Origin of the sequence: Seongchinamella unica, from assembly GCF_004354085.1 — a bacterium.
GTDB lineage: Bacteria > Pseudomonadota > Gammaproteobacteria > Pseudomonadales > Halieaceae > Halioglobus > Halioglobus unicus.
This window is the reverse complement of record NZ_SMSE01000004.1, coordinates 43,860-59,281: the sequence shown is the minus strand read 5'-3', so window position 1 is coordinate 59,281 and position 15,422 is coordinate 43,860. Positions and strand designations below refer to the sequence as shown.

Genomic DNA, 15,422 nt, shown 5'->3' with positions numbered 1-15,422 from the left:
GGGGAGGGTCCGAAAATGCCAGCATTACGTTCTTCAAAAGTCACCCAAGGCAAGTCGGCGGCAGCAGCCAGGTCGTTGTGGCAGGCCGGCGGCGTCAAACCGACAGATTTTGGCAAACCGGTGATCGCGGTGGCCAACTCGTTCACCGAATTCGTGCCGGGGCATGTGCACTTGCAGGAGGTGGGACGCCTGGTCTGCGAGGCGATCTGGGAAGCCGGTGGCATCCCGCGTGAGTTCAACACGATCGCCGTGGATGACGGGATCGCCATGGGCCACGATGGCATGTTATACAGCCTGCCCAGTCGCGAGATCATTGCCGACAGCATCGAATACATGAGCAACGCCCACTGCGTCGATGCCCTGATCTGTATTTCCAACTGCGACAAGATTACCCCCGGCATGCTGATGGCCGGCCTGCGCCTGAATATTCCGGTGGTGTATGTGTCCGGTGGACCGATGGAAGCGGGTCGGCTGGAGAAGCCTGAAGGCACCCGGCGGGTGGATCCCATCGAGACCTACGTCTCGGCATTTGATCCCAACGTGATCTCGACCGACATGGAAGAACTGGAATCCAGCGCCTGCCCGACCTGTGGTTCCTGCTCTGGCATGTTTACCGCCAACTCCATGAACTGTCTGGCGGAAGCGCTCGGCCTTGCCCTGCCGGGCAACGGCTCGCTGCTTGCCACCCACGCAGACCGCCGGGAACTTTTTGTCCGGGCCGCGCGCCAGGTGGTGGAAAATACCAGGCGTTTTTACCACGAGGATGACGACAGTGTGCTGCCGCGCAACATCGCCACGCGGGAGTCCTTTGTCAATGCGATGAAAGTGGATATCGCCATGGGCGGGTCCACCAACACGATTCTTCACCTGCTGGCCATGGCCCAGGAAGCGGAGGTCGATTTCACCATGGCGGATATCGATTCCCTGTCGCGGCAGATACCGCATTTATGCAAGGTCTCTCCCGCGACCCAGAACTATTACATGGAGGACGTGCACCGCGCCGGCGGTATCATGGCAATCCTCGGTGAACTGGAACGCGCGGGGCATATCGACACCCGTGTCAGGTCGGTAACCGGGATGCCGCTGGAGCAGGTGCTGGCAAAATGGGATTACCTGCGCAGCCGCGATCCCGAGGTCCATCATTTTTACTGTGCCGCACCTGGCGGGAAGCGGACCGTGCGGGCCTACAGCCAGGATGCGCGCTGGGAGGAGATGGACCTGGACCGGGAGCACGGGTGCATTCGCGATATTGATCATCCCTATAGCGCTGAGGGCGGCCTGGCGGTGCTGTTCGGTAACATCGCGGTAAATGGCTGTATTGTCAAAACCGGTGCGGTCAGGGAAGACATGTATCGCTGGCGCGGCACGGCCCGGGTGTTCGATCAGCAGGAGACTGCCCTGAACGCCATTGATAATGGCGAAATAGCGCCGGGTACGGCGGTCATCATTCGCTACGAGGGTCCCAGGGGCGGGCCCGGCATGCAGGAAATGCTCAAGCCCACCATGAGCCTCAAGGCCCAGGGTGTCGACGACAGCTGTGCCCTGATCACTGACGGACGCTATTCGGGTGCCACTGCGGGTCTGTCCATCGGCCATGTATCACCGGAAGCGGCCAATGGCGGTGCGCTCGCGCTGGTGCACGATGGTGACACCATTGAGATCGACATCCCCGGACGGAGCATCAATCTTGCCGTTGACGAAACGGAACTGGCAGCGAGGCGGGCGGCGATGGAAGCCCTGCCTGCCGATGAGGCTTGGCAGCCGCAGGGTGAGCGCACCCGGGTTGTCACCCGGGCGCTGAAGGCCTACGCAGCATTCGCCGCCAGCGCAGATCGCGGAGGGTTCCGCGACCTGTGAGTCTTGCGGTCAACTTTCGCACTGTGCTGTCCAGCGCATAAACTGCCTGCACATCAGGCGATGCATTTGCCACCGGGAGCTTCAGCGCTGACCAGCCCCGAGAAAAAATAACTCGACGGAGACCGTGTCATGTTTTCACATAAAGCCCTTCCGCTTGTTTTTATCCTGCTGCCACTGTTATCGGCCTGCAGCAAGCAGGGCCCGGAGCAAAACCAACCGGGGGCCACGGTAGCCCCCGGTGATGCCGTTACCGAGGTTTTCCTCAACGCCGACATTGTCACCGTGGACGAGGCTATCCCCTCGGCCACCGCCCTGGCGGTGCGCGATGGACGGATTCTCGCAGTGGGATCCGAGGACGCCGTGATAGCGGCCGCCGGCAAGCACAGCAGCATCCGCGATATGGGTGGACGGACGATCATCCCCGGCCTGATTGACGCGCATGGCCACCTCAGTATAACGGCGATGTGGCGGACCATGGCTGATTTGCAGCCGCCTCCCGCCGGTTCCATCAGCTCTATCGCCGAGTTGCAGGTAAGCCTGCGTGCCTGGCATGAGGCCAATCCGGAGGCCCCGTGGATCCTCGGATATGGCTACGACGATTCCCTGCTGGCCGAGAATCGCCATCCCGACAGGCACGACCTTGATGCAGTCTCTGGAGACAAGCCGGTGCTACTGGTTCACGTTTCCGGACATCTGGTTGCCTGTAACAGCGCCTGCCTTGCCCTGGCAGGCATCGATGCGGGCACTGAGGACCCCCCGGGCGGGCACATCCGACGCGTCGCCGGTGGTGGTGAACCCAACGGCGTGCTCGAAGAGACCGCCGCCGTATCCCTGTTGGTGGCGATTCCCCAGCCTTCGCTGGAGCAACGGCTGGTTGCGCTGCAGGCCGCGCAGGACTATATGGCCAGTCATGGCCTAACCACGGTTCAGGATGGCGCCCTGGTCAGGGAGTTGATGGGGCCGCTGCACGCTGCCGCAGAGGCAGACATGCTGTTCCTCGATGTGGTCGCCTATCCGGTATTTCGCCAGGGAGAACGTATCCCCGAAAACTTTTCATCGTCGCCCGGATACGATCGGCATTTACGCATCGGTGGTATCAAACTGAGTCTGGACGGCTCGCCGCAAGGCAAAACAGCCTGGCTGACCAGACCCTATCTGCAGCCACCCCACGGCCAGGACGCGAACTACCGCGGCTATCCGATCATGGAGGATGAAAGCGTATTGTCACTGGTGCAAGCGGCCTATGCCCGCGACATACCGGTGATCGCCCATGCCAACGGGGATGCCGCGATGGACCAGTTGATTGCGGCAGTGGCCGCTGCCCGTGAGCAATTGGGGCCCGCAGATCGCCGCACGGTGATCATCCATGCCCAGACCGCCCGTGAAGACCAGATTGAGCAGTTCGAGGCCCTGGGCATGGTGCCGTCCTATTTCTCCGCCCATACGTTTTACTGGGGCGATTGGCACCGGGATTCGGTGTTCGGCGAGGAGCGAGCTTCCAGAATCAGTCCGCTGAAGACCACGGTCGATCGTGGCATGCCATTCACCACGCACAACGACACACCCGTGGTGCCACCGGACATGATGCGTCTGCTCTGGGCCAGCGTAAATCGCGTGACTCGCAGTGGCGAGGTGCTTGGGCCGGAGCACCGGATCTCGCCCCTGGAGGCGCTCAAGTCCATGACCATCCACGCCGCCTATCAGTATTTTGAAGAGGATCGTAAAGGTTCCATCAGCCCTGGCAAACAGGCCGATCTGGCGGTGCTTTCGGCCAATCCACTCAAGGTCGCGCCCCTGTCAATTGCCGACATACAGGTGCTGGAAACCATCAAGGATGGAAAAACGGTGTTTCAACGCGGGAATAATGCGCGGTGAGGGCTGCACCGCCGGGACTACCTGGAGCGGGGGCAGCATCGTCATAACGGAAAAAGCCTGACCCACCGGAGGTGTGCCAGGCTTCCCGAATCCCGCCCTGGCCCGACAAATCAGCGTCGGGCCCGTCGGGGGAGCAGAGGTCTTATCAGAAGTTGTACTTCGCTTCGATACCGTACGTCCTGGGCATGGCGTAGCCACCCAGAATGGTGCCGAAAAAGTCGCGGAAGCTGTAGTTCTGGTAATCCTCGTCAGTCAGGTTACGCCCCCAGACGGACACTTCCCAGGTTTCAGCATCGCTCACCAGGCCAATGCGTGCACTGATGGTGCCATAGCTGTCGACTTCGCCGAAGGGAACTTGTGAACCATCAACCAGGGTGTGTCCCTCATCGTTACTGGCGGTGATGTAGTAGCCATCGGTATAGCTGTAGTCCGCACGCAGCAACAGGCTCGAACTCAGCGAAGGCAGAGGATAGTAGTACTGGGCCCCCAGTGACGCTGTCAGATCCGGTGCGTAGGGCAACTTGTTGCCTGAAGCGTCACCGCCTTCTGCATCGCCCCCAGGGAAGCTGTCAAACTCCGCATTGAGCAAGCCCAGGGCCGCGGTCAACTGCAGGTTTACCGTCGGCTGATAGGTAACATCGACCTCCAGTCCCTTGGTAATGACTTCGGCAGCGTTAGTGATAGACAGGGCTGTGCGGCCACCACCAAGATCGACGTACTGGTTGACCTGGTAGTCTTCGAATTCCGAATAGAACAGGGCCACGCCGAGGCGCAGGTTTTGCTCAGGGAACTCGCCTTTGTAACCCAGCTCGTAGCTGGTTACGGTTTCTTCATCAAATTCGATGCCGGCTTCGATCTGGTCCACGTTGATAAAGTCCAGGTTGTAGCCACCGCTCTTGGACCCGGTGGATACCCGGGCATACACATAGCTGTCTTCGAACAGGGCATAGTTGATGCTGGCAGTCGGGTCAAAGCTGGTATCGGTGCGGCTGTCCTTCACCCGTGTGGTCGCAATTCTGAACGCGCCGGAATTGGACCCGTCGATGCTCCAGTCCACATCCTTGGTTTCTTCACCGTAGCGGAAGCCCAGGCCGAGGGTGATGCGATCGGTCAGGTCATAAGTGCCGTTGGCAAAGACTGCGTAGCTCTCGGTATCGACTGCGCCGTCAATATCCACGGCCTTCATCGTCGGGTTGATGCCAAAGGCCGCGATGGGGACTTCGATGCCCAGCGGGGGATAGAGAATGGTGCCGGTGCCGGGAATGGCATCACGGTCGGTTGTGCTGTCCTGGGTGTAGTAATACACCCCGGCTACATATTTAAAGGCTGAACCGTCAGGAGAAATTATCTGGAATTCCTGGGTGGTTTGCTCATAAGCGTCGGTATAGAGAACACCCAAGAAGACGGCGCTGTCGTAATCAGGGTCGGCATCATAGGTGATTTCGCTGTCACGGCGGGCGGTGATCGACTTCAACAGGTAACCGTTGTCCATTTCATAATCGAATGTCAGCGAGGCCCCTTTCAGTTCTTTGTCTTCCAGCAGGGTCTGCTGTGATAGTTCGTACTTGGCAGCACCTTCTTCCGGTTTAAAGGCGCCAAACGTATCGGTCAGGGGTTCGCCGTTGAAACCCATGCGATCCTGTTCCAGGTAGTCTGCGCTGATATTCATCTCCAGTCCGGAGTCAAAGTCGGTGCGCAGCTGCACTCGGCCAGAGACCACGTCGCGCTCGTTCACATCGTCACCGTTAAACACGTTTTTGATGTAACCGTCGCGGGTGGTCTTGTTGCCATAGACTTTCACGCTGGTGGAATCTGTGAGGGGAACGTTTACAGAACCCTGCAGCTCAAGATTATTGTAGTTGCCCACATTGATGCCGACAGAGCCCTCGAATTCATCGCCGGGTTTTACTGATGTCAGGCTGATTGCCCCGGCCACCGTGTTTTTGCCAAACAGTGTGCCCTGTGGGCCCCGCAGCACTTCCACTTGCGCCAGATCTATCATGCCCTGGTTGGCGGCCGGAGATTGTCCGAGGTAAACGCCGTCCAGGTAGACACCCACGCGGCTGTCGAAGCCAATATTACGGCTGTTGGCGCCGACACCACGAATCACGATGTTGGTACCGAAGTCGGAGTTCTGGCTGATCATGAGGTTGGGTGTCAGATCTCCCAGTTCCTTGAGTTCTTTAACGCCGCTTTGCTCGATGGTTTCGGCGCTCAATGTGGTGATGGAAATGGGTACTTCGATCAGGCGCTCGGAGCGCTTCTGGGCAGTCACCACAACTTCTTCAAGCAGGTTACCCTGTGCGTATACGGTGGCTGTGGAAGTGAACAAGGCGCTGCTGATAGCCGCTCGCAACAGGAAGTTGGTCGTACTACTGCACTTTATTGAATTCATCAGAACTATCTCTCTAGTGTTGTTGTCTACTGGCGCCTTGCGGCACAACTATTATGTTTACCGTGACGGGTCAGGCGCTCTGCGCCGATTACCTCATCAGGTGTTATCACCCGGTGGGAGTATCGAGAGTAAGGGCGCGTTATGCTTGTTGTGAGTGGACACTGCATTTCACGCCCGAGGGGGGCAAGGTAGGGCGTCAAGGCCTCTACGTCAGGTTACCGATTACATAGTATCATCATCGAGTCATTGATCGACGGGTGTTGGTGTCTTTATTTCCATCGCCGGTGCCGGGCGTGAAATGCAGTGTCCATTCATAACAAGCGCAAAGGTCTCGCCGGAGCAATACTGTCGGCCAAATTATCTGCATATAACTATGGATTTGCTCAATGTTAATAAGAACAGTCTTTCTTTCGTTGCTGGTGTTTCTTCCTCTTACCTCTGTCGCCCTGGATGTTAAGCAATCCCGCGATGGTTTCTCACTGGAGGAGGACCGGGACTATGCAAGCAAGGCGCATTACTGGGGCTTGCTTGGCGGCGGAGAAGTCACTTCCTGGTGGAGCCAGAACATTTCCCGGGTGATGCGCACGGCGGTGATTCCCAACCGTCTTCCCGCCAACACATTCGAACGGAATGAGAGTGACTGGGCCAAAAGGCTTGCTGAAGTCACCGCAGATACCCATCTGGGAACAATGACGCTGGCAGAGGCCATTAGTGATCCCCGATCTGCGGCGAAGGCGATGATTGTGATCCACGAGGGCAAAGTGGTGTTTGAAACCTACCCGGGATTGCGTCCGGCAGACAGTCATTTTTGGGCGTCAGTTGCCAAGCCAACCGCCGCTTTGCTGATCGAGCAACTGATCGACGAAGGCAAGCTGAGCGATAGCGACAAGGTTGAAAAGTACCTGCCGGACTTTGCCGGCACCGCCCTGGGCGATACCAAAATTGTCGAACTGATGAATATGGTGCCGGGAACGGATACCCATGACAGCGCGAAAACCCGACAGGATCCCGATTCCGTCGCGACCCGCTATTATCTCGCTGAGTTTGATGAGGCCTACAAAAACGGCGAGGTGGAAACGGTCCGCGACATATTGCGAGGCGCAGCTCGAACCGGCCCCGCCGGAGAGGTATTTGAGTACAGTTCAGGGATCACCCAGATGCTGGTGTTCATTGCCGAGGCGGTAACCGGCAGGGCCTGGGCGGACGCCTTTGACGACAGGGTATGGTCCCACGTCCGTGCTGAGGGTGCCCTGCAGATGCACCTGGCGCCGGATGGCATGGCTATGGCGCATGGCGTCGTGTCCTCGCGTCTGCGCGATCTGGCCCGCTACGGCCTGTTATATACACCCTACTGGTCGCTGGTGGCAGACAGGCAGATTGTGTCTGATGCGGCGATGGCACGCATTGCCACACCGGAGTATGGTCAGGACGTGTTTATGAAAGGTGATGGCAAGCGTTTTTCTTCCTATCTTGGCGAGATCCCTGTGGGTAATTCACGCCAGTGGGATGCGGTTTACGCCGATGGCGGCATGTTCAAAGGCGGCCTGTTTGGTCAGGGGCTTTATGTCTCGCCAGAAAAAGGTATTGTTATTGCGTACTTTTCAACGGTCGCATCCTCGCCACTGGCCAGATTTCTCCGGCCTCTGGCAAAAGAACTGTCTCGCTAGGAGACCGGGCGAATGGAATACATAGGTCTGTTGGGCAGCGTCGCGCTGCTGATCTGGCTGGCGCTGCGCGGTGTCGAAATCGTATTTGCCGCCGTGCTTTGCTCGCTACTGGTTATTGTCACCAACGGCCTGCCAATTGCCCAGGGTATCACCGAGTACTACTCCTTTGGTCCGCTGGGTGCGTTCACCTTTGCCGGTAAGTTTTTCATGCTGTTCATTGCCGGCGCCATGTTCGGGCGCATCATGGGCGAGAGCCACGCGGCCGCCAGTATCGCACTGGCACTGGTTGCGCGCATGGGGGCGCACCGGGCACTGTGGATTACCACGCTGTCATGCGCGGCGCTGACCTATGGTGGTGTGGTGGTCTTCGTGGTCATCTTTGCCATGTATCCCCTGGGCCTGCGATTGTTGCAGGAGGCCGATATACCCAAACGGCTGTTTTGTGCCGCGCTGGCCCTTGGCGGTGGCACCTTCACGCTATCGGCACTGCCGGGGACCCCGTCTGTACAGAACGTGATTTCGGCGGTGGCGCTGAAGACCGACCTTTTTGCAGGCGGATTGCTCGGAATTCTGGGCGCCGTCATCATGTTTGCTGGCGGCATGTGGTATCTCGAACGCCAGCGGGTCCTGGCGGCGGAAAACGGCGAGCACTTCGTGCCCGGGCCAAAGGACCAGATTTCGAGTGTGGGCGAGGGTGATCAGGACCATCCCCCGTGGCAGCGGGCGATTCTGCCGCTTGCGCTGGTGTTGTTGACGATTGTCCTGCCCCGGGTGCTCATCCAGGCGATTGACGAAACAACCCTGGCCTCTGCTGAGTGGCCGTTCCAGTTACTCCGCTTCGCGGTTGACCAGCCCATCGTCTGGCCCAGCTTTGCCCTGCTGATGGGGACTCTGCTGGCCGTGGCTTTGTTCCGTCCGGTGCGCAGGCATGCACTGGTAGTGATGGGACAGGGCGTAAACGACGCCGTATTTCCATTAATCAATACCGCAGCCGTGATTGGCTTTGGCGGCGTGGTGACGCACACCGCCGGTTTCGAGAGCTTCACCCGGCTGATGCTGGAATCAGGTCTGCCGCCGCTGATATCCATGTTTGCCTCGGTCAGTGTGGTGTCGGCGGTTACCGGTTCCTCTTCCGGGGGGCTGCAGATTTTCATGCAGACCATGGCACCGGCTTACCTGGAGATGGGTCTTGCACCGGGAACGGTGCACCGCATTGCCGCCATGGCCAGCGGCGGTTTCGATTCGCTACCGCACTGTGGCGCGATCGTGGCCATGTTATCCATTACCGGCCTGACACACAGGGACGCCTACAAAGACGTCGGGATGGTCACCGTAGTGATTCCGGTGCTGGCCACCCTGTGTGCCATGGCGGCGGCGACATTGTTGTAGGTTGATAGTTAGAGATTGCATCCGCCGCGTCGTAAATCGCAGCGGATGATCGATTCAAACAACAGCTAGGGAGATAGAGAAGATGGCTGGAATTCTGGACGGTATAAAAGTTATTGAAGTCGCCTCCATGGCGGCAGGGCCCAATGCGACTGTCATCCTCGCCGATCTCGGCGCGGAAGTGATCAAGGTCGAGCCGCTCACCGGAGACCCCTGGCGGTACGGTCACCTGACCCCCGGTCTGCCACCGAGCGACATTCCCTGGACCACATTCATCCAGAATCGCACCAAGAAGTCCGTGGCGTTGAACCTCAAAAAGCCGGAGGCGCAGCAGGTACTGAACAAGCTGGTCGCTGACGCAGATGTCTTCCTGACCAACTCACCGCGTCCTGTCCAGCAGGCGTTGAACCACAGCTATGAGGACATCAAGGCAATCAACCCGAGGATTGTTTTTGCATCAATCAACGGCTTTGGCCTAAATGGCCCCGATAAAGACGACCCTGGCTTCGATGCAACCGCGTGGTATGCCAGGACCGGAGTGGCGGAAGAACTGCGTCCCAAGGATGGGGCTCCGGCGGCCCAGCCGGTAGGCCTGGGTGACCTGGGAACCGCCTCGACCCTGGCTGGCGCTGTCATGGGAGCGTTGTTTCACCGGGAGCGTACGGGCAAGGGGTCCGAGGTTTCTACGTCGTTGATGAACAATGGTCTCTGGGCCAACTCCTGCATGATGCAGGCGGCGCTGGTCGGCGTACCGGCCATGCCGAAGTTCCACCTTGAAGAGTGGCCGAACCCGATTGCCGGCGGCCGCTACAAGACCGCCGACGGCCGTTACATCATGGTTGTGGAAATCAATCCCAACAATGCCGGCAACCTGCTTGCAGCATTCGGCGGAGATCAGCTCAAGAATGACGAGCGCTTCTCGACCCCGCAACTACGCCTCAAGCATCAGCGTGAGCTGTTTGGCGAGATACAGAAATATGTTGCTGCAAATGACCTTGCCACGGTGAAAGCACAGCTGAAAAGTTTTGGCGTGAACTTCAGTGTGGTGCAGACCACCGAGGAATGCACGCGCGACGAACACATGATCGCCAATGGCTGCTTCCCGGAAGTTGAGGGGGCAGACGGTATCCGCACGGTCGACAGTCCAATGCAAATCCAGAGCGAAGGTACGGAAAAGATCAAGCCCCGGAAGCCGCCGGCTGTCGGGGAACACACCCTGCCTGAACTGGCAGCGCTGGGTTACAGCGAAGAAGAGATCAAGGCGATGGCAGAGACCGGCGCGGTGGGCCTGTCAGGCTGAACCTGTAACCCTGTAACCCTGTAACCCTGTAACCCTGTAACCCTGTAACCACCCGGTTTAAATGTATAAGCAGTGAGAAATGCTATGGAAGATGAACACAAGTTTTTTGAAGATTTCGAGATCGGCGATTCCTACGAGACCGGCGGCAGAACCATTACCGAAACCGATATCGTGTTTCACGCGATGCACTCTGGTGACTTTATGCCCCATCACACTGATGCGGCATGGTGCGCCACACAGCCTTTCAAGAAGCCCTTCGCACATGGAAACATGACCTTTTCAATCAGTACCGGCCTGTGCCTCCAGTCTGAGGGACTGAACCCCAACGGAATGTCCTACGGGTATAACAAGATTCGTTACCCCAATCTGGTGTTTGCCGGTGACACGATCAGGGTCAGGGTGACTGTCAAGTCCAAGGAGGATTCCCCCAAGGACCCCAGTTACGGGCTGATTATAGAGGCAAAGGAAACACTCAACCAGAACGACGAAGTGGTCTGTTATGCCGAGCACGTCCTCTACGTGAAAAAGAAGAATCCCTGAGTTAGCTACCTAGAGGAGGGACTGTAGTGACTGATTACGAGTACATGACAGTAGAGCGCAGTGGGGGCGTCGGTATCGTCACCATTAACCGTCCTGACGCACTGAACGCACTCAACGAACAGGTGGCCCATGAAGTCACCGATGCCTTGATGGCGTTCGATGCCGATCACAGCATCGGTTGCATCGTCCTCGCTGGAGGGGACAAGGCATTCTGTGCCGGAGCCGACCTCAAGTGGATAGCATCGCAGGAATTCGAAAGCGCCTACCTGACAGACCTTGGTGCCTACATGGACCAGATTGCCGCATTACGTAAACCGGTCATAGCGGCGGTGAGAGGGTTTGCGTTTGGTGGCGGCACCGAGATTTGCCTGATGTGCGACATGGTTATCGCGGACACTACCGCCACTTTCGGGCTGCCGGAAGTGACCCTGGGCGTGATCCCGGGCGCCGGTGGTCCCGCTCGCCTGGCGCGCGCCGTGGGCAAGGCCAAGGCGATGTATTACATCCTCACCGGAGCAACCATAGCTGCAGAGGAAGCCGAGCGAATCGGCATGATCACCAGTGTGGTGGAAGAGGGTGCGCAACTGGACGAAGCGATCAGGATTGCGACGGCGATCAGTAACAACCCGCGACTGGCGGTGATGGCAGGCAAGGAATCTGTTAACCAGCAGACAGAAACGCCGCTGATTCCCGGCTTGAAACTCGAGCGCCGGCTGTTCCATGGCCTGTTTGCCACACCGGACCAGAAAGAAGGGATGGCGGCCTTCGCCGAGAAGCGCAAACCGGACTACAAACAGTACTAGGCGTGCGACTCCCCACCGGCGCGTGCATCCGTACTGGTGGCCGCATTTTTGATCAATAATTAGCAGGAGGATAGGAAAATTATTCAGGTTATTACGACGGTCGATCTGCGCCCGGAGTGCGTGGACGAGTTCCTGGTCCTCCTCGGTGAGAATATTCCCAAAGTAAAAGCGGAAAGCGGGTGCCTGGCTTATGACGCCATGGTCGATGTTTCCTCGGGCTTGCCCACCCAGGGCGACCTGCGTCCCAATACGGTCACAGTGGTTGAGGCGTGGAGCGATATGGAGGCACTGCAGAAGCATCTGGGTGTGCCCCACATGACCACTTTCCGCGAAGCCGCAAAACCCTGCGTGGAGCACATCCGCCACCAGGTATTGCGCCCCGTGTAAATCCCCCGGCCTCGCGGTCACAGACAGAAGGGAGAAGCCTCAGCATGAATATAATTTCGACCGGAATTTCCCCCTACGCGCGCCTGGCGCTGCTGGCTTTCCTGATATCGATCTGCGCGATGGCCAGCAGCAGTCTCGAGCCTGCTACGCTAATTACCAATGCACGAATTTTTGACGGCGTTTCGGACCAACTGATCGAAGGCAAGGATGTACTGATACGGGATGGACTGATCGTCGCTGTTGAAGAGAATCTTGAAGTGCCGGAAGGCGCGACAGTCATCGATGCACAGGGGCGGGTGATGTCGCCGGGGCTCAGCGACATGCACGCGCACCTCATGCTCCAGTTACCCTACGGGGTGGCGTTCACCTCCGATCGCGAGTACTGGGCATACGTGGCCTCGACAATCGCCGAACAATACCTGATGCAGGGCTTCACAACTGTGCGCGAGCTATGCGGAAATTCGTTTTCGTTAAAGAAGGCGGTTGACCAGGGTATTCTGCTCGGCCCCAGGATATATCCCTCCGGCCCCATGATTTCCCAGACGTCCGGTCACTCCGACCACCGCACCGATGCACAGCAGTCCGCCACATTGGGGTTTGAGCCAAGCGTGCCGATGAAGTACTTTCACGTTGCAGTCGCCGATGGTCGTGCTGAGGTACTCAAAGTCGTGCGCGAAGTGCTGCGCCGTCGAGCTTCACAGGTCAAGATCGCGGTAGGTGGTGGCACTGGCTCCTATTCCGACCCGCTGGACACGACACAGTACACTGCGGATGAAATCAGGGCAGCCGTCGAGGCGGCCGAGGACTGGAATACCTACGTCACCGCCCACGTGTATAACTCCGAGGGAATCATTCGCGCTGTCGAGAATGGCGTCAAATCGATCGAGCACGGCAATTTGATGAGCGAGAAAGCCATGCGCCTGATGAAGGAGAAAGATGTGTGGCTCTCTCCGCAGGTTATTGTCTACACGTTCCATCCTCTGGGTTACAACGAGGAGCAGAAAGCCAGACATGACCAGGCCTTCGCCGGGATCGACCAGATGTTCACGCTGGCAAAGAAAATAGGGTTCGAGAATATCGTTTTTGGCACGGATATCATCACCTCGCCGGAAATGATCAAACGCGCCAACGAGGAATTCACCCTGCGGACCAGGTGGTTCGACAATGTCGAAATCCTGCGTCAGGCCACCTCAAAGGCGGGCAGGCTACTCGCGCTCTCCGGGAGGCGTAATCCCTATCCCGGTAAACTCGGTGTTATCGAGGCAGGGGCGCATGCGGACCTGCTGCTGATCGAGGGCAATCCGCTGGAGGATATGTCAGTCATGACCGAATACGAAGACAAATTCGACCTCATCATGAAGGGTGGCGTCATTTACAAGAACACCCTTTAACGCCGGCCAATCAGCCGGATTTCGGTCCTTTGTTTCCCCCCTTAACTGCGTTTATAATCCGCCGCTGGCGCTGAAAGCCCCGTACGGCAGCAGCCACCGACCCGCATCCCTCGTCAATTGTGCATTGTCCAGGGCGATGACATCATCGTCAGGCGTGGTCTTTTCCCGCTTTCAGCCCGTTAATTGTGTGCTCGCAAGGCGCAACAGAGAGGATAAGGAATGACAGCCACAAGCCAGCCGAAAGTTGCCTTGGTCATGGGCTCAAAAAGCGATTGGCCAACCATGAGTGAGGCCGCCGAGATCATGGATCGACTCGGTGTCGACTACCACGTGGAAGTGGTGTCGGCCCACCGCACCCCGGACAAACTGATGAGTTTTGCCGCCAGTGCCGGCGAAAACGGCTTCCAGGTCATTATCGCCGGCGCCGGCGGAGCCGCCCATTTACCGGGCATGATCGCCGCCAAGACCCCGCTGCCGGTGTTGGGCGTTCCCGTGCAGAGCAAGGCCCTGAGTGGTCAGGACAGCCTGCTGTCCATTGTGCAAATGCCGCGAGGTGTGGCCGTGGGCACGCTGGCAATTGGCGGCGCCGGCGCCTTCAACGCCGGCCTGATGGCCTGTCAGATCCTGGCCCTGCACGATGTGCAGGTGGCCGACAAGCTCCTCGCCTTCCGCGCCAGGCAAACGCAGGATGTGCTTGATAATCCCGATCCTCGCGATCAATAGGGAGCGGTGGCAAGGATGAAAGAGGTTTGGGTGATTGGCGCCGGACAATTGGGTCGCATGATGAAGTATGCCGGCACGCCGCTGGGCATCAACGTTCACCCCGTAAATGTCGATGACCCCGACCTCGCCGCGCCCAGCCCGGGCGCTGATGCGGTTATTACTGCCGAGCGCGAGCTGTGGCCGCAGACGCCTTCCGCTAAAGCCCTGCAGGCCCATGCCAATTTCAGGAACAAGTCTGTTTTCGGGCGCACGGCCGATCGCAAGACCCAGAAAGAACTGATTGATTCCCTTGGTGTCGCCACCGCGAAGTGGCTCAATGTAGAGGCCGATACTGACGCAGCCCAATGCTACGAGCAGTTGGGTGAGACGGTGCTGCTCAAGCGCCGTTCCGGTGGCTACGACGGTCGCGGTCAGTTATGGCTGAAGCAGGGCGACAATGACACACTTCCGGACGACTGGAAAAATAGCGCCATTGCGGAAGAAAAGTGCCCATTCGACGAAGAGGTGTCACTGGTGGGAGCGCGCACCGAGAGCGGTGAACTGGTGTTCTATCCGCTGACCCTTAACCTGCATGTCGATGGCATCCTGATGGCGTCGATTTCGCCGTTGCCCCGCCTCGGTCACCTGCAGGCGCAGGCCGAGGGCATGCTCGGCGCTATTCTTGAGGAGCTCGACTACGTTGGCGTCATGGCCATGGAGTGTTTCCGCATAGGCGACAGGCTGATCGTTAACGAGTTGGCACCCCGGGTTCACAATAGCGGACACTGGACCCAGGCCGGGGCCAGCATCAGCCAGTTTGAAATGCACCTGCGGGCTATCACCGGTCTACCCCTGCCCAAACCGATTGTGCGCAATACCTCGGTCATGATTAACCTGATTGGCATCGAATACGACGAGGCCTGGCTCAGTTATGCCGACACCCAGCTGCACTGGTACAACAAGGACGTGCGTCCCGGCCGCAAAGTGGGTCATATCAATATCAATGACAGCAGTATCGAATACCTGTGTCGGGCGCTGGATCACCTGCAGTCACACCTGAGTGATAACTACATCGAGGTGCTGACATGGGTGCGCGCGGAGCTGCGACGCCCGGACTGA

The 15,422-nt window shown here is 58.4% G+C and carries 12 protein-coding genes; 11 read left to right on the top strand and 1 reads right to left on the bottom strand.

Annotated elements, in window-relative coordinates; all coding sequences use genetic code 11:
• Positions 1–15 precede the first annotated feature (15 nt).
• Positions 16–1,857 (top strand): dihydroxy-acid dehydratase, encoded by a 1,842-nt coding sequence (ilvD, locus tag E2F43_RS15885; protein ID WP_133214488.1) that lies wholly within the window; start codon positions 16–18, stop codon positions 1,855–1,857.
• A gap of 129 nt (positions 1,858–1,986) precedes the next feature.
• Positions 1,987–3,732: an amidohydrolase gene (locus E2F43_RS15880; protein WP_133214486.1), complete on the top strand. Its 1,746-nt coding sequence runs from the start codon at positions 1,987–1,989 to the stop codon at positions 3,730–3,732.
• 145 nt (positions 3,733–3,877) lie between these two features.
• Here E2F43_RS15880 and E2F43_RS15875 read toward each other — a convergent pair whose 3' ends face one another.
• Complete coding sequence (locus tag E2F43_RS15875; protein ID WP_133214483.1) at positions 3,878–6,127, bottom strand: TonB-dependent receptor; 2,250 nt, start codon at positions 6,125–6,127, stop codon at positions 3,878–3,880.
• Positions 6,128–6,513: 386 nt separating this feature from the next.
• Here E2F43_RS15875 and E2F43_RS15870 point away from each other — a divergent pair, with 386 nt between their 5' ends.
• The 9 genes from E2F43_RS15870 (at position 6,514) to purK (ending at position 15,422) form a co-directional block, all read left to right on the top strand.
• A complete protein-coding gene (locus E2F43_RS15870) occupies positions 6,514–7,794 on the top strand; it encodes a serine hydrolase domain-containing protein (protein WP_133214481.1) in 1,281 nt (426 codons plus the stop codon).
• A 12-nt stretch (positions 7,795–7,806) separates the two neighbouring features.
• Positions 7,807–9,183 (top strand): GntP family permease, encoded by a 1,377-nt coding sequence (locus E2F43_RS15865; protein WP_133214479.1) that lies wholly within the window; start codon positions 7,807–7,809, stop codon positions 9,181–9,183.
• An 82-nt stretch (positions 9,184–9,265) separates the two neighbouring features.
• Complete coding sequence (locus E2F43_RS15860; RefSeq protein ID WP_133214477.1) at positions 9,266–10,480, top strand: CaiB/BaiF CoA transferase family protein; 1,215 nt, start codon at positions 9,266–9,268, stop codon at positions 10,478–10,480.
• 84 nt (positions 10,481–10,564) lie between these two features.
• Positions 10,565–11,020, top strand: coding sequence for a MaoC family dehydratase (locus tag E2F43_RS15855; RefSeq protein WP_133214475.1), 456 nt, complete (start codon positions 10,565–10,567; stop codon positions 11,018–11,020).
• A 26-nt stretch (positions 11,021–11,046) separates the two neighbouring features.
• On the top strand, positions 11,047–11,823 hold the full coding sequence (locus tag E2F43_RS15850; RefSeq protein ID WP_238946972.1) for an enoyl-CoA hydratase-related protein: 777 nt from the start codon (positions 11,047–11,049) through the stop codon (positions 11,821–11,823).
• A gap of 78 nt (positions 11,824–11,901) precedes the next feature.
• Complete coding sequence (locus E2F43_RS15845; RefSeq protein WP_133214473.1) at positions 11,902–12,210, top strand: putative quinol monooxygenase; 309 nt, start codon at positions 11,902–11,904, stop codon at positions 12,208–12,210.
• 44 nt (positions 12,211–12,254) lie between these two features.
• Positions 12,255–13,601, top strand: a complete 1,347-nt coding sequence (locus tag E2F43_RS15840) for a metal-dependent hydrolase family protein (RefSeq protein ID WP_133214471.1) — start codon at positions 12,255–12,257, stop codon at positions 13,599–13,601.
• A 219-nt stretch (positions 13,602–13,820) separates the two neighbouring features.
• Positions 13,821–14,324 (top strand): 5-(carboxyamino)imidazole ribonucleotide mutase, encoded by a 504-nt coding sequence (gene purE, locus E2F43_RS15835; protein WP_133214469.1) that lies wholly within the window; start codon positions 13,821–13,823, stop codon positions 14,322–14,324.
• 15 nt (positions 14,325–14,339) lie between these two features.
• Positions 14,340–15,422, top strand: coding sequence for a 5-(carboxyamino)imidazole ribonucleotide synthase (gene purK / locus E2F43_RS15830; protein WP_133214467.1), 1,083 nt, complete (start codon positions 14,340–14,342; stop codon positions 15,420–15,422).

Coding starts and splice junctions, on each gene's coding strand:
- E2F43_RS15855 (WP_133214475.1), top strand. CDS start 10,565: ATGGAAGATGAACACAAGTTTTTTGAAGATTTCGAGATCGGCGATTCC.
- purE (WP_133214469.1), top strand. CDS start 13,821: ATGACAGCCACAAGCCAGCCGAAAGTTGCCTTGGTCATGGGCTCAAAA.
- E2F43_RS15840 (WP_133214471.1), top strand. CDS start 12,255: ATGAATATAATTTCGACCGGAATTTCCCCCTACGCGCGCCTGGCGCTG.
- E2F43_RS15870 (WP_133214481.1), top strand. CDS start 6,514: ATGTTAATAAGAACAGTCTTTCTTTCGTTGCTGGTGTTTCTTCCTCTT.
- purK (WP_133214467.1), top strand. CDS start 14,340: ATGAAAGAGGTTTGGGTGATTGGCGCCGGACAATTGGGTCGCATGATG.
- E2F43_RS15880 (WP_133214486.1), top strand. CDS start 1,987: ATGTTTTCACATAAAGCCCTTCCGCTTGTTTTTATCCTGCTGCCACTG.
- ilvD (WP_133214488.1), top strand. CDS start 16: ATGCCAGCATTACGTTCTTCAAAAGTCACCCAAGGCAAGTCGGCGGCA.
- E2F43_RS15865 (WP_133214479.1), top strand. CDS start 7,807: ATGGAATACATAGGTCTGTTGGGCAGCGTCGCGCTGCTGATCTGGCTG.
- E2F43_RS15860 (WP_133214477.1), top strand. CDS start 9,266: ATGGCTGGAATTCTGGACGGTATAAAAGTTATTGAAGTCGCCTCCATG.
- E2F43_RS15875 (WP_133214483.1), bottom strand. CDS start 6,127: ATGAATTCAATAAAGTGCAGTAGTACGACCAACTTCCTGTTGCGAGCG.